This is a genomic window from Salmonella sp. NW177 (genome assembly GCF_051811585.1).
Taxonomy (GTDB): Bacteria; Pseudomonadota; Gammaproteobacteria; order Enterobacterales; family Enterobacteriaceae; genus Salmonella; species Salmonella enterica.
In genome coordinates this window covers 739670-759484 of the sequence record NZ_JAMMZV010000001.1, presented here as the reverse complement: position 1 = coordinate 759484, position 19815 = coordinate 739670, and the positions used below count along the sequence as shown (strand labels likewise).

Annotated in this window: 17 protein-coding genes and 1 pseudogene; 7 read left to right on the top strand and 11 right to left on the bottom strand. The window is 52.1% G+C overall.

The window, feature by feature from the left end; translation table 11 throughout:
* Positions 1-8 precede the first annotated feature (8 nt).
* Complete coding sequence (locus NA986_RS03955) at positions 9-230, bottom strand: YgdI/YgdR family lipoprotein (RefSeq protein ID WP_000732362.1); 222 nt, start codon at positions 228-230, stop codon at positions 9-11.
* A 144-nt stretch (positions 231-374) separates the two neighbouring features.
* Positions 375-1436, bottom strand: coding sequence for a YncE family protein (locus NA986_RS03950; protein WP_000550641.1), 1062 nt, complete (start codon positions 1434-1436; stop codon positions 375-377).
* A gap of 263 nt (positions 1437-1699) precedes the next feature.
* On the opposite strand from NA986_RS03950, the gene pqqU reads away from it, so the two are divergent.
* A complete protein-coding gene (gene pqqU, locus NA986_RS03945) occupies positions 1700-3820 on the top strand; it encodes a TonB-dependent receptor PqqU (RefSeq protein ID WP_023215862.1) in 2121 nt (706 codons plus the stop codon).
* A gap of 66 nt (positions 3821-3886) precedes the next feature.
* Here pqqU and mcbR read toward each other — a convergent pair whose 3' ends face one another.
* Complete coding sequence (gene mcbR / locus NA986_RS03940) at positions 3887-4552, bottom strand: colanic acid/biofilm transcriptional regulator McbR (protein WP_001119592.1); 666 nt, start codon at positions 4550-4552, stop codon at positions 3887-3889.
* A 333-nt stretch (positions 4553-4885) separates the two neighbouring features.
* The gene (locus NA986_RS03935; protein WP_001517827.1) at positions 4886-5923 is read right to left on the bottom strand and encodes an NADP-dependent oxidoreductase; all 1038 of its coding nucleotides are present in this window, start codon (positions 5921-5923) and stop codon (positions 4886-4888) included.
* 211 nt (positions 5924-6134) lie between these two features.
* Here NA986_RS03935 and mddA point away from each other — a divergent pair, with 211 nt between their 5' ends.
* Positions 6135-6650 (top strand): L-methionine sulfoximine/L-methionine sulfone acetyltransferase, encoded by a 516-nt coding sequence (mddA, locus tag NA986_RS03930; RefSeq protein ID WP_000155373.1) that lies wholly within the window; start codon positions 6135-6137, stop codon positions 6648-6650.
* Positions 6650-7099, top strand: a complete 450-nt coding sequence (locus tag NA986_RS03925; protein WP_001076565.1) for a DMT family transporter — start codon at positions 6650-6652, stop codon at positions 7097-7099. Before mddA ends, NA986_RS03925 begins: the two co-directional genes overlap by 1 nt.
* Before the next feature lie 4 nt (positions 7100-7103).
* On the opposite strand, the gene NA986_RS03920 is transcribed toward NA986_RS03925, so the two are convergent.
* Positions 7104-7337, bottom strand: a complete 234-nt coding sequence (locus NA986_RS03920) for a YdcY family protein (protein ID WP_000018720.1) — start codon at positions 7335-7337, stop codon at positions 7104-7106.
* Positions 7338-7560: 223 nt separating this feature from the next.
* Between NA986_RS03920 and srfA the strand changes: the two genes are divergently transcribed.
* From srfA to srfC, 3 genes are read left to right on the top strand one after another with little or no spacing between them, the layout of a single operon-like run.
* Positions 7561-8886: a virulence-associated effector SrfA gene (gene srfA / locus NA986_RS03915; RefSeq protein WP_001129963.1), complete on the top strand. Its 1326-nt coding sequence runs from the start codon at positions 7561-7563 to the stop codon at positions 8884-8886.
* Between the two features lie 4 nt (positions 8887-8890).
* Positions 8891-11872: a virulence factor SrfB gene (locus NA986_RS03910; RefSeq protein ID WP_000960825.1), complete on the top strand. Its 2982-nt coding sequence runs from the start codon at positions 8891-8893 to the stop codon at positions 11870-11872.
* Positions 11869-14013 (top strand): virulence-associated effector SrfC, encoded by a 2145-nt coding sequence (gene srfC / locus NA986_RS03905; protein WP_000165632.1) that lies wholly within the window; start codon positions 11869-11871, stop codon positions 14011-14013. Before NA986_RS03910 ends, srfC begins: the two co-directional genes overlap by 4 nt.
* A gap of 44 nt (positions 14014-14057) precedes the next feature.
* Here the strand turns inward: srfC and NA986_RS03900 are convergent, their stop codons facing one another.
* Complete coding sequence (locus NA986_RS03900; protein WP_000171943.1) at positions 14058-14231, bottom strand: GhoT/OrtT family toxin; 174 nt, start codon at positions 14229-14231, stop codon at positions 14058-14060.
* A 198-nt stretch (positions 14232-14429) separates the two neighbouring features.
* Here NA986_RS03900 and yncL point away from each other — a divergent pair, with 198 nt between their 5' ends.
* The gene (gene yncL / locus NA986_RS03895; RefSeq protein ID WP_001103198.1) at positions 14430-14525 is read left to right on the top strand and encodes a stress response membrane protein YncL; all 96 of its coding nucleotides are present in this window, start codon (positions 14430-14432) and stop codon (positions 14523-14525) included.
* A 104-nt stretch (positions 14526-14629) separates the two neighbouring features.
* Here yncL and patD read toward each other — a convergent pair whose 3' ends face one another.
* From patD to ugtL, 5 genes and pseudogenes are all read right to left on the bottom strand, one after another.
* Positions 14630-16075 carry an aminobutyraldehyde dehydrogenase gene (gene patD / locus NA986_RS03890; protein ID WP_024147236.1) on the bottom strand — a complete coding sequence of 482 codons (1446 nt, stop codon included), beginning with the start codon at positions 16073-16075 and terminating at the stop codon, positions 14630-14632.
* A 114-nt stretch (positions 16076-16189) separates the two neighbouring features.
* Positions 16190-17614 carry a GntR family transcriptional regulator YdcR gene (ycdR, locus tag NA986_RS03885; RefSeq protein ID WP_000760692.1) on the bottom strand — a complete coding sequence of 475 codons (1425 nt, stop codon included), beginning with the start codon at positions 17612-17614 and terminating at the stop codon, positions 16190-16192.
* Between the two features lie 135 nt (positions 17615-17749).
* On the bottom strand, positions 17750-18520 hold the full coding sequence (locus NA986_RS03880) for a M15 family metallopeptidase (RefSeq protein ID WP_023216858.1): 771 nt from the start codon (positions 18518-18520) through the stop codon (positions 17750-17752).
* Between the two features lie 259 nt (positions 18521-18779).
* A pseudogene (locus NA986_RS03875) lies at positions 18780-19011 on the bottom strand (hypothetical protein).
* A gap of 32 nt (positions 19012-19043) precedes the next feature.
* Positions 19044-19442 (bottom strand): regulatory protein UgtL, encoded by a 399-nt coding sequence (ugtL, locus tag NA986_RS03870; protein ID WP_023216859.1) that lies wholly within the window; start codon positions 19440-19442, stop codon positions 19044-19046.
* Between the last annotated feature and the right edge of the window lie 373 nt (positions 19443-19815).

Sequence of the window (19815 nt, the reverse complement as noted above, 5' to 3'; positions counted from 1 at the left end):
CCCAATACTTAGTCAGCCTTAATCAACTGCGCCACATCATTGCTGTTAATTTCCCGCTGGTTGCCTTCCTGATCGGTATAACTGGTCATCCCCGTCTCTTTATCTAACTGCGGCTTACCCTGAGTTACGATCGTTTGCCCATTCTTCGTCGTCATCACATAGTTGGTTGTACAACCCGCAAGCATAAAAAACATCATGCCCAAACCTGAGCATATAAATAACTTTTTCATATTTTCCTCGTGAATATAATGAGTTAACTACAGCAAAAAGGCAGTGTAATTCTCACAGAATCATCAGGCTATCGGCGGGGTGTAACGAGGCGTATCGGTGCGTTTAAAGAGATGACTGGAGGGGTTTCCCCCTCCATACCCTATTTACAGAGCAATGCGAATAACATCATCCGGCTGCGTCGCTTCCTGTTCACGTGTCGATTTCTGCTTCACGCTGACGTAGAGCGTTTTACCGTCTGCCGATAGCGCCAGGCTATTCGGGTACGTCGGCGTATCGAACGTTTTAACAACGTTATAGGTCTTCGCATCGATCACGCTGACCTGACCTGCCTGACGATGTGTCACATACGCCTCGTTACGTGTCGGGTTAAACAGGACGGCCAAAGAAGCAGGCGCCGCGATTTTGGCAAGAATATTGCCATTACGGGTATCGACAACCAGAACCTCAGTCGCCTTCGAGTCGGTGATAAACGCGCGATGACCTGCGGTATCGAGACTCAGGTTAATAAAGAAGTGTTCTTTACCGTCATCCAGCAACTTCTTACGACTGAGAATTTTATTGCTGGCGGTATCGATGGTGATAAATTCGCCATCCGCATTGGTGGTGTACAGGCGTTGCGCTTTACTGTCGAGCGCCAGACCCGTACTCATTTTGCCGGTATTTTCGATCGTCGTTTTCAGTTTGATGGTTTCGCCATCCACTACCCAAATAGCACTCTCTTTACCAACACCGCTAATGTAGATCGTGTTGGTAGACGCATCGGCAACCAGCTCACGGGGCTGTAACGGACGAACCTCTTCAGTACGTTTGCGCGCATCAAGTACCAGACGACCTTTTACATCACCCGTTTTGGCATCAATCGCGGTAACAGCGCTGTTAATGGTATTGCCAAACCACAGCGTTTGGGTCGCGGCATTGATGGTGGCGCCGAACGGCTTGAGATCGTTATGAATCGCTTGCGTGATTTCCAGCGTCACCGGGTCGAGACGATAAACTACGCCGCCTTTATCCAGTTTACGGCTTTGCGATGTAGCCAGCCAGAGCGCGTTTTCTTGCTGACTCCAGGCCATCTCATAAGCGCCTTTGCCTACCGCTTTACGCAGCATGTCTTCCGCCGCCAGCGTGCTAAATGAGGATGCGACGAGGAGCGAACCTAACAATAAAGAACCACGCAGGCGCGGCGAAAAAAGATGACGTAAGTGCATGACGACTCCCTTTGATAAAAACGTGTATAGCTGCTTCACACTACTTCACTGCGCGGGATCTTCGTTCCGCACTTATTATAAGTTGAGAATAATAATCATTATTTATCAGAAAGTGGAGCTTTTCCTCGCCTGCGAATGTCATGGCTCTTAAATAACGCACATTTTCTTAACTTAATGTGCGATTAAAATTTCAAAACTTTACATATTGACTACCCTTAATGTCACGTTTTCCGTTGATACGCTTACAATTATCCGGCATTTTCATGAAAATTATTTCCGTTAGACTGCGACTTTATCCCGCCCTCTTATTGCCTCTGACCTTCTCCCCGGTCCTTCAGGCCGCCAGCGCGTCCAATGAACAAACCATGATAGTCACCGCAACGCCGCAAACCGTATCCGAACTGGATACACCTGCCGCCGTTAGCGTCATTGAGGGAGAAGACATGCGTCTGGCGACGCCGCGCGTCAATTTATCTGAGTCTTTAACCAGCGTCCCGGGATTGCAGGTGCAGAACCGGCAGAACTACGCGCAGGATCTGCAAATCTCTATCCGTGGATTTGGCTCGCGTTCCGCCTTTGGCGTGCGCGGCATTCGTCTGTATGTTGATGGCATTCCCGCCACCATGCCGGATGGACAAGGCCAGATTTCGAATATTGATATTAACAGCATACAAGACGTTGAAGTGTTACGCGGCCCCTTCTCAGCGCTATACGGCAATGCTTCCGGCGGCGTGATAAATGTCACCACCGAAACCGGGAGACAGCCGCCCACCCTTGAGGCCAGCAGCTACTACGGCAGTTATGGAAGCTGGCGCTATGGGCTAAAAGCCACGGGCGCGATGGGTGACGGCACACAGCCAGGCGACGTGGATTACACGGTATCGACTACCCGTTTCACCACCCACGGCTACCGCGATCACAGCGGCGCGCGAAAAAATCTGGCTAATGCCAAACTGGGCGTGCGCCTTGACGATGTCAGTAAACTCTCGCTGATTTTTAATAGTGTGGACATTAAGGCGGACGATCCCGGCGGACTTACCGAATCTGAATGGAAAGCCGATCCGCAACAGGCGCCCCGCGCTGAACAGTACAATACGCGTAAAACCATCAAACAAACTCAGGCAGGATTGCGTTATGAACGTCAGCTCAGCGCGCAGGATGATATCAGCGTGATGGCCTACGCCGGAGAGCGGGAAACCACGCAATACCAGTCTATTCCCCTGGTGGCACAGCTAAAACCTGCTCAGGCTGGCGGCGTAATTACACTGCAACGCCACTATCAGGGCATTGATTCCCGCTGGACTCACCGGGGAGAATTAGGTGTGCCGGTCACCTTCACTGGCGGAGTAAACTATGAAAATATGAGCGAAAACCGCAAGGGTTACAATAATTTCCGTCTCAACAACGGCACCCCTGAGTTTGGGCATAAAGGCGATTTACGGCGGGATGAGCGTAACCTGATGTGGAATGTCGATCCTTATCTGCAAACCCAGTGGCAGCTTACGCAAAAACTCTCGCTGGATGCTGGCGTGCGCTACAGTTCCGTGTGGTTCGATTCTAACGATCACTATATCGCGCCCGGCAATGGCGATGACAGCGGCGACGCCAGCTATCACCACTGGCTACCCGCCGGATCGCTAAAATATGCGTTAACTGACGCCTGGAATCTCTATCTTGCTGCCGGTCGCGGATTTGAAACTCCCACTATCAATGAGCTTTCTTATCGCGCTGACGGCCAAAGTGGGTTCAACTTTGACCTCCAACCGTCGACCAATGATACGGTGGAAGTCGGCAGTAAAACGCGGATTGGCAATGGCTTGTTGACCGCCGCGTTATTTCAAACCGATACCGATGATGAAATTGTTGTCGCCAGTAGTATGGGAGGACGCACTACCTACAAAAACGCGGGCAAAACGCGCCGCCAGGGCGCAGAACTCTCGTTGGACCAGCGCTTCGCCGGCGACTGGCGGGTGAAAGCATCATGGACCTGGCTGGATGCGACCTATCGCAGTAACGTTTGTCAGGGGCAAAACTGTGATGGAAACCGGATGCCCGGCATCGCCCGTAATATGGGATTCGCCTCATTAGGTTTTATCCCGGATGAGGGGTGGTACGCCGGAACAGACGTTCGGTATATGGGCGATATCATGGCCAATGATGAAAATACCGCCAAAGCGCCTTCGTATACCGTTGTTGGACTAAATACAGGGTATAAATTTAATTACAGCCAGCTTACCGTCGATATTTTTGGGCGGGTAGATAATCTATTTGATAAAGAATATATCGGTTCGGTGATCGTTAATGAATCTAATGGCCGATATTATGAGCCAGCGCCAGGGCGTAACTATGGCGTGGGGATTAATCTGGCATGGCAATTTGAATAAATATCCGGCAAATATCCGGCAATAGCGGGGAATCCCCGCTATTGATAAGTCATAGTTTCATGAAGGTTACATGAAGTACTGATTTTTAATCGTCGCTACGTTTTGTTGCAAAACGTTCTGTAGGCAGTGGCGACTGGCTTCTTTATCACCAGTCACTAACGCATTAAGCAATTTTCTGTACAGATTAACGCCGTTTTGATAATCATCAAGTTTAAAATTATCATATAAAAAATGCAGGCTTGGCCCCAGGCGTACCCATAATTGCTCGATCATGGCATACAGCGTTGGCATATCCGCGTAGTGGTAGATCTCAAAGCGGAATGCGCGGTTGGCCAAAAGAATTTTCTCCATAACGCCACTTTCCAGCGCCTGTTGAAATTCATCTAATAGCGCATTCAGCGTCTGCTCGCGATCCGGGGTAATCTTACCCGCAGCGGCGACCACCGCCATCTCCTCCAGGGCAGTACGAATCGTATTAATTTCCAGCAAACTTTCCAGCGAGATCTCCGGCACCATAAACGCCTGTGCTGGCGCCACCGCCAAAGCACTGGAAGAGACCAGCCTTAACAGGGCCTCACGCACCGGCGTAATACTGACGCCTAACTCTTGAGCGATATTTTTAGTGATAAGCCTTGCGCCTGGTTTTAATGCGCCAATAGACAATTGATGCTTTAACCGATTTTCAACCTGTGTGGTCAGGCTTATATGTTGTGTTTTTTCCGTACCCGGCATTTTCCTTCCTTCACCTCTTGGCAGAACAACATCGCAATCGAGTCCCGAAGAAGTTTCGAAACTTAATTGTAAAAAAGATAATCCAGGCCTGAACGGCCAAATAAATAAAAGTGATAATTTACTTGCGTGATATTCTCATCTTTTACAACAATACAGGTTTCTTTATGGCAACCGTTTTATCTCCGTCATTCCTTCATGTATCGAGATTTTTGACCGGTTCAGGCCGCTGAGGAAGATAAGCTGCCCCACCGCGATCTGAATGATGAATATAAGTAAAGCCGCAATTTTAAAATTTGCACATTTTTATGGCGACATAATGCCGCCATTTTTTCTTTACGCATCGTCCGCTAAACGTATCACGACTTTGCCAAAGTTCTTCCCCGCCAGCAGCCCCATAAACGCTTCTGGCGCATTTTCCAGCCCATCAGTAATCTGCTCCCGGTAATGTATTTTCCCTTCTTTGATCCAACGCCCCATTTCTTGCTGAAACTCATGTATCCGGTGACCATAGTCCTGGTTGATGATAAAGCCTTGCAGACGAATACGCTTTTTAAGTAATGTCGCCATCAGCAGAGGCAGTCTGTCTGGACCGTCCGGCAACGCTGTCGCATTGTAGCCGCTGACCAGACCGCAGAGCGGAATCCGCGCCGATGTATTCAGTAGCGGTAAGACGGCGTCAAAGACTTTACCGCCGACATTCTCATAATAGATATCGATTCCCTGCGGGCAGGCCTGCGCAAGCTGTTGTGGGAAATTATCAGCGTGATGATCAAGGCACAGATCAAATCCCAAAACGTCTGTCGCATGACGGCATTTTTCCGCGCCGCCGGCAATACCCACGACCCGGCAGCCCTTCAGCTTGCCAATTTGTCCAACCGTTGCGCCTACGGGGCCAGTGGCGGCGGCGACAACCAGCGTTTCGCCCTCTTTCGGCTGGCCGATATCCAGTAACCCCATATAGGCGGTAAACCCCGGCATTCCTAAAATCCCCAACGACCAGGAAGGATGTTGCGGATTATCACCCAGCTTTACCAACCCTTCGCCATCTGAAATGTCATAATCCTGCCAACCATTGTAACTCAATACCCATTCGTCTGGTCGGTAATCAGGATGGTTTGACGCGACAACGCGACTGACCGTACCGCCAACCATAACGCAGCCAGGTTCAACAGGCGGCGCATAAGAGGGTTCATCGCTCATGCGGCCACGCATATAAGGGTCGAGTGATAAAAAAACGGTACGCAATAGCACCTGCCCTTCACCGGGCGTCGCGACGTCATCTTCTTCGAGGCGGAAGTTATCCATCTGCGGCGCGCCGTGGGGACGCGAGGCCAAAACCCAACGACGATTTCGGTTGGTCTGTTGCTTCATTCTATTCTCCTCATGCCTGGCATAATCCATCAATAATAGTCGAACATTCGCTATCTGAGGGAGTTAAACACTCTCAGATATCAGGCTGTGCGCTTTTATGAACGACTTTCTTTCCCCTCTCGCTAAATATGAATTCTTGCGCTAATTCGTTGATTTATGCCGCCTTCAATAGTATTTCTAACACTATCGTAAACATTCCCTGGGGTTCCCTATGACGATTCGCTTTGCCGATAAAGCAGACTGCGCCGCGATTACCGAAATCTATAACCATGCGGTATTACATACTGCGGCCATCTGGAACGATCGGACGGTCGATACGGATAATCGCCTTGCCTGGTATGAGGCCCGTCAATTACTGGGCTATCCGGTGCTGGTAAGCGAAGAAAATGGCGTGGTGACTGGCTATGCATCATTTGGCGATTGGCGCAGTTTCGACGGTTTTCGCTATACCGTCGAGCACTCGGTTTATGTTCATCCGGCGCACCAGGGGAAAGGACTGGGGCGAAAGCTGCTCAGCAGACTGATCGACGAAGCCCGACGCTGCGGCAAGCATGTGATGGTGGCCGGTATTGAGTCACAGAATGCCGCCTCGATACGCCTGCATCATTCGCTGGGATTTACCGTTACCGCGCAAATGCCGCAGGTCGGCGTAAAATTTGGCCGTTGGTTAGATCTTACGTTTATGCAGCTCCAGCTTGATGAACACGCCGCGCCGGACGCCTGCTGATGAACCAGTCTTTGACGCTTATCTTTTTGATCGCCGCCGGCGTCGGGCTGGTGGTACAAAACAGTATTATGGTGCGTATTACGCAGACATCATCGACGATTCTGATCGCTATGCTGTTGAACTCGCTGGTAGGGATCGTTTTATTTGTGACGATATTGTGGTTTAAGCAAGGCGCTGCGGGTTTCGGCGAGCTGGTCGCCAGCGTTCGCTGGTGGACATTGATCCCCGGTCTGCTGGGGTCATTTTTTGTATTTGCCAGCATTAGCGGGTATCAGAACGTTGGCGCCGCGACGACTATCGCGGTACTGGTCGCCAGCCAGTTAATCGGCGGACTGGCGCTGGATATCGCGCGTAGCCACGGCGTCACGTTACGCGCAATGGTCGGGCCGGCGTTTGGCGCGCTGTTGCTGGTCATTGGCGCATGGCTGATTGCGAAGCGCCAGTTTTAATGGGTTACAGGATCGTGCCGCCTTTGGTGAGCTGCTCGCGGCGCGCGTCCCGATCTTCTTGATATTGTCTGCCGTGATGCGCGATAGCCGTGCGCAAACGCTGCTGCTGCACATAACGATCTTCACGACGTAATTCAGCGTCATCGCTCAAGGCAATCAGCAATTCATTCATATGGGCAATTACGCTCTCCGCGATGGCGGCATCCACGCGGGCGCTCACTTCCTCCAGGTGCGACATAAGCTCTCCTACTCTTTATTCTGTAATAGCATGATTCGCCTATTATACGCGTTATTGTCGCCCGATGCGGTCATTCGCCGCCGCCATCCTGATTTAACTTACGTCAAGTGAAAACACGGGGCTTAATAGACCGAGAATTCGCGCCTTTTTGCCTTTCTTCCGCCGTTTGCTTGCGTATAGACCCCGTAAAGTAGACGCGTGAAGAAGTCTAAGGGATAACAACGTGGCAAAATCTCTCTTGCGCAGCGGCAATCTGGATGATTATCAGGCCGTGGGCGGCGGCGGTCAGGCCGTATTTGAATCAGCATTGCAAATTCGCGAAACGCTTCGTCTGCGTAAACAGCAGGCGATGGTTGACTGTCTGGCGATTCCGCAACTTAACGATAATGGCGATCGGGTTGACTGGTATTCGCCGATTGAAGGTCAGGCGATAGCGTGGAAAGCGGCTGACGAAGAGACACGTTCTCGGGCTTTACGTTATTTAGCCAGCACTTTTGAAAGCGCGGCTGCACTCAGTCGCAAAAGTCTGCAATCCGGTAAAACAGCGCTCCAGCTATTTGGGTCGCTACTTGAGAAAGCGACGCAATTTCCCGGCGAAAATCATGTTTTCCTGGTTAACGGCAAACCGGTTATCACCTTCTGGGGATTCGTTAATCTCAACGAAAATACACGCGATGATGTGCTGGACTGCCTGCGGGTAACCGAGGCGATCCCCAACATCCCTCTGGTCGAGCCGGAGCCGGAGCCCGAAGAAAAGCCGCTGGTAGAGGCGGCATTTAGTCAGGCGGATGAACCTTTGTTAACGTCTGTCATTGAGCCGCCGAAAATGCCGGAGGAACCTGCTGCGCCGCCCGTTATCGTTAGCGAGCCGAAGCCTGCCGCACCTATCCCGGTTGCTGAGGCGAAAAGAGCTCGCCGTCTACCGCTGTGGAGCTTACCTGTCGCTGCCGTGGTTATCGCCGCCGTCGCCACGCCTTTTTTCTGGCCATCTTCATCCGTTGACGGGGCCTCTCCTGTTCGCGCCGCGCCTGTCGCTACCGCGAAAACTGACGTTACCCCCTTGCCTGAACTCACCGCGCATTTGCCGCTGCATCGCGCTGAGGTGACGCCCGCCCCCAAAGCGGCGCCGCTGCCGGAAGCGCCTGTTATCATTGCCGCTATCCCCAAAGACGCGCTGGTGATGGACAGTACGCAGATGAAGCTTGGAACCACGCGCTTTTTAAACGGTAGCTGGCGGGTCAGCGTGGATGTCAAAGATCCGATTACCGGCAAGCCGCCCTCTCTGCGTTATCAGATCCAAAATAACAAAGGTATCGCGCGCGTAGTACATGGCGATAACGTGGTTTGTCGGGCGGAAATTTTCTCTGGTCTGCATCAAACGGGCGAGCTGATGATTAAAAGTCGCGGCAATGCGCGCTGCACCGACGGCTCACGTTATCCGATGCCGGAAATTACCTGTAAAGCTGGCGTCAATGACGTCGCAACCTGTACCGCCCGTTATGGCGACCACGCGGCAATTCCGTTGACGTTTAAAAAGATAGGTGCCTGATTTTATGTTGGTCAATCTGTGTGATTACAAACAGAGCGTCACGCTCATTGCAAACAGCGGCGTCCAGTTTCTTGATTTTGGCTTAACGCCGCAAGAGTCGGCCCACTACGGACGTTTTGTGCGCAAAACGGCAAACGGCCCGCTACTGCGCCTCGATTTTGATCTGACCAGCGGGCGCTACACGTTGCCTGGACGTGCTGGCGGCCAACCCGAAGTCGTGAAACCGGAAAGCACTCAGACTCTGCACTATTCTCTGGATGTACTCGACGGAATCTGGCTCCCCCTGCCGTTCCTGCGTTTTAATCCGCCGCGTACCTTTATTGACGGGCCGGATAACTGGGCGCGCATTCAGGTACGTAAACTCAGCGAGCCAGATAGCGCCGGAAACACACACCGCATCACCCTCGCCTTCGACAGTCAACTGGCCAAAAATATGCCTGCGGCGTTGGCGCCTTGCGAAAACGATCTGCTCAATGGCACACGTTTTGCGCTCGCCTGGCGCGATGAAGAAGTTGCCGATTTTCTTGACCAGACATGGATTGACGGCTGGCTGCGCGAGTCGTTTCTTCAGTATGCCTCACAGGTGGAAAACCGTCCGGAACAGGCCATACAACAAGCGCTGCGTAGCTTTGAGTATCAGGCGCACTGGTTGAATTTACTGACGCTGTTAGGCGAACAGCTTACGGTGCCGGAAGTGAAGTTTGTGACACATACGTTAAGCACGCCCGCAATCCCGGTCGATCTGATTCTGGATGTCGGCAATACGCATACCTGCGGCGTCTTGATCGAGGATCATGGCGATGCGAATGACGGGTTACGCCAGACGGCAGAGCTTCAGGTACGTTCTTTAAGCGAGCCGCAGTATCTGAACGATCCTTTATTTACCAGCCGGGTAGAATTCTCGGAAGCGCGCTTTGGCAAGCAGCACTTTTCTGTCGAAAGCGGACGAGACGACGCTTTTGTCTGGCCTTCCATTGTGCGTGTGGGCGACGAGGCTCGCGCCCTTGCTATGCAGCGTGTGGGCACCGAAGGCAGCAGCGGTATCTCCAGCCCGCGCCGCTACCTGTGGGATGAAACCCCCGCCTTGCAAGACTGGCGTTTTAGCCAGATCCACGGTAAAACGCAGCGCGAACCGCTTGCCACCGCGTTTCCGCTGATGAATCTGATGAACGATGACGGACAGCCGTTATTCCGCCTGCCGCATGAAGAAAGGCTACCGGTTTTTTCGCCGCAATACAGTCGTAGCACCTTGATGACGCATATGTTGTGCGAAATTCTGGCTCAGGCGCTGGGGCAAATTAACAGCGTCGCCACCCGGCTGCGGCTCGGCTTTCCCGCCTCGCCGCGCCAGCTACGCACCCTGATTTTAACGCTGCCTTCCGCCATGCCGAAACAGGAGCGAGAAATTTTCCGCCAGCGAATGTTTGAAGCGCTGGCGCTGGTCTGGAAAGCCATGGGCTGGCATCCGCAGGATGAGGATTTCACCACGCCTAAGCAACGTGAAAAAAGCGTGGTGCCGGTACCAGAAATACAGATGGAATGGGACGAAGCAAGTTGCGGCCAACTGGTATGGCTTTATAACGAAGCCATTTCGCATTACGCCGGGCGTACCGAATCCTTTTTTAATGCGCTGGCCAGACCGGATCGCCAGCCTGAACCCGGCGTCGTCCCCGGGCGCGCGTTGCGCGTGGCATCGATTGATATCGGCGGCGGCACGACGGATATGGCGATCGTTCACTATCAGTTAGATGACGGCGTGGGGGCCAATGTAAAAATTACGCCTCATCTCCTGTTTCGCGAAGGTTTTAAAGTCGCCGGGGACGATCTGCTATTGGATATCATTCAGCGCTGTGTACTCCCTTCCCTGCAAACGGCGTTGCAACGGGCAGGCGTTACGGATGCCGCCGCCCTGCTGGCGACCTTATTTGGCGATTCGGGACGAATTGATACTCAGGCCATTTTGCGCCAGCAAACGGCGCTGCAATTATTTATGCCGCTGGGCCATGCGGTACTTTCCGCCTGGGAGCAAAGCGACATTAACGATCCGTTTGCTGGTTTACATGCAACATTTGGCGATCTGCTGATCCGCCGCCCAACGAGCAACGTGATGAACTATATCCAGCAGGCGATCGATCATGCCTTACCGTCTGGTTCGCCGACATTTGATATATTCAATGTGCCGTTGCAAATCCAGTTTAGCCAGCTTCAGGAGGCTCTGCTGGCCGGTCAGTTTACGCTGACAACGCCGCTTCATGCGGTCTGCGAAGCGATATCCCACTATCACTGCGATATCTTGCTGGTGACGGGGAGACCGACCTGCTTACCCGGCGTACAGGCGCTCATCCGGCACTTACAACCGGTGCCGGTTAATCGCATTGTGTGGATGGATAAGTATCAGGTACATGAATGGTATCCCTTCAGTCAACAAGGGCGTATCGGTAATCCAAAATCCACTGCCGCGGTGGGCGCGATGTTATGCAGCCTGGCGCTGGACTTACGTCTACCGCGTTTCAATTTTAAAGCGGCTGATATCGGCGCGTATTCGACTGTGCGTTATCTTGGCGTACTGGATAATACCGTTAATACCCTTCGCGATGAAAACATCTGGTATCACGAGATCGATTTGGATAAACCCGGCGCGACGCTGGACGCTCGCCTGCATTTTCCGCTACGCGGCAACGTGACGTTGGGCTTTCGTCAACTGGCGAACAGTCGCTGGCCGGCAACCCCACTCTATTGCCTGAGCATTAATTCCGCCGAACTGGCGAAAACCATCGCTGGCGACGGCGTACTGAATGTGCGACTGAAATTACGCGGCAGTAGTAAAGATAGCGCCCCGGAATCGTTCATATTAAGTGATGCCTGGCTCCAGGACGGGACGCCGGTCGCCGCCGATGCGCTGACATTAAAATTGAATACGCTGGCTGACCGTCGCCACAGCGGCAGCCACTACTGGATAGATAGCGGGAGTGTATACCTGAAATGACAAAACCGTTAAACGCCACCCAGGCTGTTATCGAGTGGGTTAACAACACGCGCCGTTACGCAACGCGACTGGATGACGAAGCCGACGCTCTGCTGGCGCAACTTACGCTTGCCGCGGCGGATGAGTCAGCGCTCAACGCCGCCTGCGCATCACATGGCTGCGTCGGTCTGTACGGGTATGCGCAATCCGCAAAAGCGCATCTGTTAACGACGCTATGCGGTAACGAGAATGGCAAGCTGGAAATTATCACGCCGGACCGTGACTATGATTATTTCAGCCACATCAATCCGGGTCATGCGCCAGCGAATATGGCTATTCGCTTTACGCGCGACATTTTTTCAAACGAGAGCGGCTGGCCGTTGCGCCTGCGCTTGATCAGTGAAGCCGAACTGGTGCAGATCTTTATTGCCTGGACCAGCTCGTCCCCCGTTTGTCGCCAGGTCGAAAAATCCATTATCACATCACGCCTGGAGAAATGGCAATCGCTTCGCCAACCGCAGCCCGTCCCCGGCGTTACCGCTGAAGAGGTAGCGACCATCGCGAGTTTCTGGCGCTCTTGTCTTCCGTCCGCCAGACAACATATTGATGATGCGACATGGCAACACTTTGCCTCGCTCTTGCCTGCGCTGGATCTCACGACACGGGCGCACGCCTGGGCATTACTGTGGGGAGAGCAGCCGGAGATCACCCAGCAATGGCTGGCGCTGGCGCATATGTTGCAACAAACCGGCCATGCCGGGGAACTGGCGGCGCCGCTCAGCCTGCTGGTCGATCATTTTGGCTTACCGGCGGAAAACTTCCTGACGCAAATGGCGCTAACCGCCAGCGATACGCAAAGCGATGTGGTGGTGCATCCGGTTAAGGAAGGCCGACTGCTCAATGCGGTCAGCCTTTCGCTTGATTCTCTGGCGCTGCTTACCCGCGAACTGGTGCTAACCGTTGAAAACAGCGTACTGGATAACGTTGATTTACTGGATATTCCGGTCGCGCCAGACAGTCATCCTCATCCGTTATGGCGGGCGAAATTAGGCTGGATGCTGGCCCATTACCGTCAGCAGGTACAGCCCGATGTTCTGGTGATTTGCAATGCTCTGGCATCTCGCTCGCAAACATCCGCCGCCGCCCGTCACTTACTGGAGTGGGTTAACGCCACGCAGCCGCAGCATGAATCAGCGTTACCCGGCGTCGTCTGGGCTATTACTCCACAGGATGCCCGTTTTGCCACCCAGCAAAATCTGGATGAAGCCGTCCAGCAGTTGATGGGTAAACCTGGCGTGCATTGGGGAACGTTGCAGGCGCTGGATAAACACAGTATGCAGCGTTTGGTGGAGTGGTTATCGCAGGCGACATCGGCACCACAGCGACAGGCGCGCTTACAGGCGTTACGCGAACAACTGCGAGGCCGCGTGCGCGATCTGTTACCGATGTTTGATGACGCGCGGCTACCGGTTGAAACCGTGATCCGGCGTCTTCAGGCCCAGGCCGCCAGACATGGCGACCTGCTGGCCGGGCTGTTACCGCCGGTACAGAATTTCGAAGCGTTGCTGCGCACCCGACAGTCGCGAGAAGAACAGGTCAGCGGTTTATTTAATGACGCGATCGATCTCTTTGCCGACGAACCAACGCGCGCTTCAGCGTCAGAAGGTCATGAAACAGGCTACCAGGCGCACAAAATGTGGATCAATCATCTGCGCCAGTGGGCCCACTGCCGGGATAATGCGCAGCGTCTGGGACTGGAACCGCAGATGCTCAACGCCGTGGCGGAGATTTTAATTACCGCCAGCTATCGCCTCGGTTTACCTCAGCAGTTACAGAAAACCATGCAGCGCGAGGAGGTTAGCGGCGCGCAGCTTCATGCCATCATTGGTAACTTCATCGCCTGGCTCGGCTACGCCAATATCGAGGAGGCCCAACGCCCGGCCAGCCGCGTTCAGAAAGGCGCAGCCATTTTCGCCGCAACACCGCGTTCGACAATGTTGCGTCTAACAAAGCTTGACGAACAGCCCGTTCACGCCGCCAGCCGCTATGTCTATGACTGGCTTGTTGCGCTGTATACCCTGGCCAATGAGAACGCAGGATATCGGCATCCGCAGGACGTTACCGACGTAGACAGAGCGCAATTAATTGCCCTGATAGCCTGACCTGGCGGAAAAACCATGCCCGGTAACCTGTATCGGGCTTGAGGTCAGAAAAGCGAAAACAGCAATGCGACGGGGAAACTTATCGGCCATGTCGCGCCAACCAAAAAGGCGCTCAGGAAACGAATTCGTTTTTTGTCATGAGTCAAAAACCAGGTGATCAGGGATGATATCACCGCCATGACGGCGTAAAAAATTAATATCTTTTGAAAGAGGGTCATATCAGGCATCCGCGCCAACCAGAGGAAAAAACGCGCGCAATATGCTCTTTTTATTTGACACACATCAAGGTTTATCAGCCTTGACAGCAAAACGTTCTCAATGCACGGCTCCGCTCACAGAATATCCTGTTTACGTATTATTGCGGATCTCGCCAACCCGTACTATACCCATAGGGGTTATGATGAAAGGTGGCGAAAATGAATGTTTCCAGTAAAACCGTCGTGCTGATTAATGTCTTTGCTGCTGCAGGACTTTTGGGTCTGATCTCGTTGAGATTCGGCTGGTTTGCTTGAGGTGTTCAACCTTTGAGTACTTGCTGCGCATGTTGGCGGGGAGGTCCCCCTCTCCGCCGACACCCGCCTATTTTTTCACGATTTTTCTGAACAGTAAATGATCCTTAATGCTTAACCATGATGTGGCGGACAAGGGTGTAGTCTTCCAGACCATACAATGACATATCTTTGCCGTATCCCGACTGTTTTTGCCCTCCATGCGGCATTTCGCTAACCAACATGAAATGGGTATTAATCCAGGTACAGCCATACTGCAATCTGGCGCTAAGCCGGTGCGCCCGCCCGACGTCCTGAGTCCAGACGGAGGATGCCAGACCATAGCGAGAATCGTTGGCCCACCTCAGAACCTGATCTTCATCATCAAAGACGGTTATACTGACCACCGGGCCGAACACCTCGCGTTGCACGATGGCATCTTCCTGTTTTGCGTCTGCCAGCAACGTCGGAGCGAAATAGTAACCTTTACCTTCCGTTTGACTTCCACCAGTAATCACACGGATATGGCTGAGGGCCTTCGCCTCCTCTACAGCCGCTGTGACGCGCTTCAGGTGCGCCAGCGAACTTAACGGCCCCAGCTCTGTCGACTCATCCTCCGGCGCGCCCATTTTCAGGTTGCTCACCGCGTTCCCCAGCTTTTCGACCAGCGCATCATAGATACCGCGCTGCGCGTATATACGGCACGCCGCAGTACAATCCTGTCCGGCATTATAGAAACCAAAAGTCCGGACGCCCTGCGCCACCGCATCCAGATCGGCGTCATCAAAAACAATCACCGGGGCTTTACCACCGAGTTCCATATGCGTACGTTTTATCGCTGGCGCAGTATGGCGCAGAATATGCTCCCCGGTCACGATAGAACCGGTTAAAGAGACCATGCGTACTTTTTCATGACCGGTCAATACATCGCCAACAGTCTGCCCTCGTCCGAACAGGACATTGAGCACCCCCGGCGGAAAGATATCCTTCGCCAGCGCGGCAAGTTTAAGCGCCGTCAGCGGCGTGATTTCAGAAGGCTTAATCACCACGCAGTTACCTGCCGCCAGCGCTGGCGCCAGCTTCCAGGCCGCCATCATGAGCGGATAATTCCACGGCGCGATAGAGGCAACCACGCCAATCGGGTCCCGGCGGATCATCGACGTATGTCCTTCCAGATATTCGCCCGCCGCCAGCCCACTCAAACAACGGGCCGCGCCGGCAAAAAAGCGAAAGACATCCACGATTGCCGGAATTTCATCATTAATTACGCAGTGCAAAGGCTTACCGCAGTTTTGCGATTCAAGCCGGGCGAACTCAAGGGCGTTTTGCTCGATGCTGTCCGCCAGTTTTAACAGACATTCCGCCCGTGCTTTGGGTGTGGTCTGCCCCCATTCGGCAAACGCGCTATCGGCGGCCAGCACTGCGGCGTCAACCTGCGCGGGCGACGCTTCCGCAATCTCAAGTATGACCTCGCCTGTCGCCGGGTTATAAACAGACTGCCTTTCTCCCTCGCCGTCCACCAGCACGCCATTAATCAGTAATTGATATTGCATAGCATTTTCCCATATCGTCATTAATCGATTTCCGGCGAACGGGCCGCCGCTTTCCTAAAAATAGACGGCGCGCCAGATGCTCACCCGGCACACTCGGGAAATTTAGTCAGGTTGTGAGCTGACACGCATTCCACCTCACACAAGGCTTTTAGCGCTCAGCATCTCGCGAATCAGGCTGCCAAGCTGTTTTACGGCCTGTTCTTCCCGTTCTCCCCAATGCCATGCGGTGTTAAAACGAAAGAAACGCGTCCAGGCGCCGGACGTTGAAAACATTTTCCCCGGCGCGATACTGATAAGGTGTTCAAGCGCTTTGGCGCTAAGTTCACCGGCATCAAGCTGCTCAGGTAGCTCCAGCCAAAGAAAATAACCGCTATCGTTATGGTGAATTTTTACTTCCGCCGGGAGATGGCGCAAAAGGGTTTGCCAGGCTTGCTGTTTACGTTCGGCAAGCTGCCTTCGCAATCGGCGCAGATGCGCGTCATATCTACGTGTCGAGAGATAATCCACTAACGCCAATTGCATGGGGGAACTGGTGGATAATGTGCTCATTAACTGCAAACGCTGAATTTGTCTGGCATGGCTTCCTCCCGCAACCCAGCCAATGCGAAAACCGGGAACCAGACATTTGGAAAAAGACGAACAATGCAACACGGTATCGTCGCGGTCCCATGCTTTGGCGGGCAGTGGTTTCTCGCGGCCAAAGTAGAGTTCGCTATAAACATCGTCTTCAATTAGCGTCACGTTATGGTGCGTGAGTAACGCGACCAGCCGCGCTTTTTTCTCAGCACTCAGCGTGAACCCTAACGGATTCTGGCTGTTGGTCATTAACCAGCACGCTTTCACCGGATATTCCTGTAACGCTTGTTCCAGCGCCATAAGATCGATACCTTCTTTGACATCGGTGGGTATCGACAACGCTTTCAGGCGCAATCGCTCCAGGGCCTGTAGCGCACCGTAGAAACAGGGGTTCTCCACCACCACCCAGTCTCCCGGCGCCGTCACCGCCTGTAAACTAAGATTCAACGCTTCCAGCGCGCCAGCGGTAATGACAATCTCGTCAGGAGAAACGGTAATCCCCTGCTGCGCGTAACGGCGTGCTATCGCATAGCGCAATTCTGCATTACCTGGCGGCAAGTTTTCGATGACGCTCATTGCCGTCGCGGTTTTACTGACCTGCGCCAGAGAGCGATTCAATTGCGGCAAGGGAAACAGGCGCGGATCGGGAAACGCTGAAGCAAAGGGCACCACTGAGGTATCACGGCTGGCCTGCAGCATCTCAAAAATATAGGTATTGATATCTACGGCTTCATCCCGAATAACGTGCGCTGCCGTCGCGACTGACCGACAAACCGGATGCGGCGCGACATAATAACCGGATTGCGGACGGGCGATAATCCGTCCCTGACTTTCCAGCAACTGGTACGCATGACCGACAGTCATAAAACTCATGCCGCTACTGGCGACCTGCTCCCTCAGCGAGGGTAATCGATCGCCGGGCTGCCAAACGCCAGAGGCGATTTGTTCTCTAATTTGCTCCGCCAGACGTTGATATTTTTTCATTATTCGTTCTCATTGAGCGCTGCTTGCAGGTGGCAACCGCAGTGTATATCAGTTGTTAAAATTAACAATGATTTGCTAACTGTTATGGTGCTTTCCAACAGGCGTAATGATTAGATTTCGCAACAAAACGCCGTTTCAGGGTCTCTGCTTAACGGGAAAGTCAAACCAGGTGTTCGGGTATGGTTCATGAGTAAGGGAGAAGTGCCACCATTCAGTATCCAGTGGCGTAAAGCCCGCATCACGCATCAATGTTTGTAATAACAACCTATTTGCGCGTTGCTGAGCGGTAAGCATGGCATTATCGGGATGGGATAACGGACTAAAACAGTCAAAGCCGGTACCAAAATCCAGACTATTATCTGGCGAACGTTGCGCCGCGGACGCAGTACAATTCACCAGTGGTCGTCCGGGATGGTATATCGGTATTTTACTGTCGAGTGGAACAATTGTTAGATCAAGCGTACTTCCCCGACTGTGGCCGGATCTGGCGGCAAGATAACCTTCCTCAAACAGACGATTTTTCTCTACCTGCGGATAAAATTCGTTTTTCATTTGGTTTTGAGAAGGATCTTTGGCCCACGCGATAAAGTCGTTCACTGCGCTTTGCGGACGGTAGCAATCATATATTTTCAAGGTAAGTCCGAAGGGGCGTAAACGATCGGCGACCTGCTTCACTGCGTTCGCGGCTGGTTGTGTTAACAGGCAAACAGGCGCGTTATAGCCTTTAATGGGGCGACCAATAAAGTTATGGGAAGTGAAGTATCGCATGTCTACCTGTACGTCGGGGGCGACCGTAGTAATATCGACAAAGTCTTTTGGCTGGTGGAGATCAATATGGTTTTCAGCTGACATTGCCTGAACGGACAACAGGCTGAACAGGAGGAAAGAAGATACGCATTTTACCATATGTTACACCTCGCGAGAGTCACAGGGGTGATTATGTATTTGAGCAGGTAAAGATTAGCGGACAGCGCTTAAACAGATGGTTAAAATAAACATCATTCCCCCCTGTAATCTGTGCCTTATCACAAACGGAGAGGTTATATTTTGCTTATACGACCATGACGCCGCCTGTTCTATACCCAAAATAATTCGAGTTGCTTAAAGGCGGCAAGGGAGTGAGTCCCAGGAGCACAGATAACGATGTGTTTTCACAAAGGCGAGTCTACCTGACCAGAAAGGTCATTTGATAATCAGTAGTACAGTTGTTGTCGCCTTCCATAACTAAATAACATTGTTTTGTCAAAGATAAGACCACTATATAGTCAGGAAGGCAATTAGTGAGGAACGCGTCAATTGTCGGCGATAATGCATCTGAAATTACGATTCACCGCAGTTGTGCAAACACATAGAATCCCCCTCGAACCGAGATAATTCGGTCTGCTGATCATAGCCATTATTCAGTAAGAACGCAGGTTGCAGCGGCGGATCACGGGCGTGAAGAAAAATCCTGCGCCCCAAACTTTTTGGACAAGCGCTGAACCTGCCGTATACTTTTACTTAACGTACACTCCGCCATAAAAATAAACCCTGCGATGATACCGTAATGCCACAGGCATAACTTAAGGATATGCCATAAATCAAGCGAAGCATGATTTAACTTCTCAGTGATTGCGATAGTCTGTACAAATATTATGGGATGAAATAATAATACGCCTAACAAAAATATCCCTGCCACAATCATGGCGAGTAACTGAAAAAAAGCCCATCCGATAACGAAGCGGTAAAGTAACAGCAATAATAGCCGTCCACATTTTTTTAGCCATTCTGACTGCAAAATGCCCCAGGATGCTGTCTTTTCGTGAATTTCACCATCTGATTTCTTCATTTTGAGCCTCCTCGCAGGTTTTTATAGTCTTATCACCCAACTGGAAATAAACCCGTCAGCTAATCGTTACAACAAATATAATTAAGACAAAAACTAAAGAGTAAGGTATTTATATCATAAGTGCTATCAGTATTGGCCTTCTGCCCTGCCGCTAAATATCTCATTGTTGTTAGCCTAATAATACTTTTAGTTTAACTTCTTATAAGACAATTTCTACACGGTTGAGCAACTATTTACTTTCTCTAAAAATAATATAGCGCGTAATTAATCATTACTCATGGTACATGATGATGTGAGAATTAATAAAACCGTTTTACTTTCATTCGTTTTACCTGACATATTTCATGGCCAGGAGGCGTGGGCATAACTAAAT

Excerpts from the sequence above, each read along its gene's own strand:
- NA986_RS03950 (WP_000550641.1), bottom strand. The coding sequence starts at position 1,436 with ATGCACTTACGTCATCTTTTTTCGCCGCGCCTGCGTGGTTCTTTATTG.
- NA986_RS03955 (WP_000732362.1), bottom strand. The coding sequence starts at position 230 with ATGAAAAAGTTATTTATATGCTCAGGTTTGGGCATGATGTTTTTTATG.
- ugtL (WP_023216859.1), bottom strand. The coding sequence starts at position 19,442 with ATGAAGAAATCAGATGGTGAAATTCACGAAAAGACAGCATCCTGGGGC.
- yncL (WP_001103198.1), top strand. The coding sequence starts at position 14,430 with ATGAATGTTTCCAGTAAAACCGTCGTGCTGATTAATGTCTTTGCTGCT.
- ycdR (WP_000760692.1), bottom strand. The coding sequence starts at position 17,614 with ATGAAAAAATATCAACGTCTGGCGGAGCAAATTAGAGAACAAATCGCC.
- NA986_RS03935 (WP_001517827.1), bottom strand. The coding sequence starts at position 5,923 with ATGAAGCAACAGACCAACCGAAATCGTCGTTGGGTTTTGGCCTCGCGT.
- mcbR (WP_001119592.1), bottom strand. The coding sequence starts at position 4,552 with ATGCCGGGTACGGAAAAAACACAACATATAAGCCTGACCACACAGGTT.
- NA986_RS03900 (WP_000171943.1), bottom strand. The coding sequence starts at position 14,231 with ATGACCCTCTTTCAAAAGATATTAATTTTTTACGCCGTCATGGCGGTG.
- mddA (WP_000155373.1), top strand. The coding sequence starts at position 6,135 with ATGACGATTCGCTTTGCCGATAAAGCAGACTGCGCCGCGATTACCGAA.
- pqqU (WP_023215862.1), top strand. The coding sequence starts at position 1,700 with ATGAAAATTATTTCCGTTAGACTGCGACTTTATCCCGCCCTCTTATTG.
- NA986_RS03910 (WP_000960825.1), top strand. The coding sequence starts at position 8,891 with ATGTTGGTCAATCTGTGTGATTACAAACAGAGCGTCACGCTCATTGCA.
- NA986_RS03925 (WP_001076565.1), top strand. The coding sequence starts at position 6,650 with ATGAACCAGTCTTTGACGCTTATCTTTTTGATCGCCGCCGGCGTCGGG.
- NA986_RS03880 (WP_023216858.1), bottom strand. The coding sequence starts at position 18,520 with ATGGTAAAATGCGTATCTTCTTTCCTCCTGTTCAGCCTGTTGTCCGTT.
- patD (WP_024147236.1), bottom strand. The coding sequence starts at position 16,075 with ATGACGATATGGGAAAATGCTATGCAATATCAATTACTGATTAATGGC.
- srfC (WP_000165632.1), top strand. The coding sequence starts at position 11,869 with ATGACAAAACCGTTAAACGCCACCCAGGCTGTTATCGAGTGGGTTAAC.
- NA986_RS03920 (WP_000018720.1), bottom strand. The coding sequence starts at position 7,337 with ATGTCGCACCTGGAGGAAGTGAGCGCCCGCGTGGATGCCGCCATCGCG.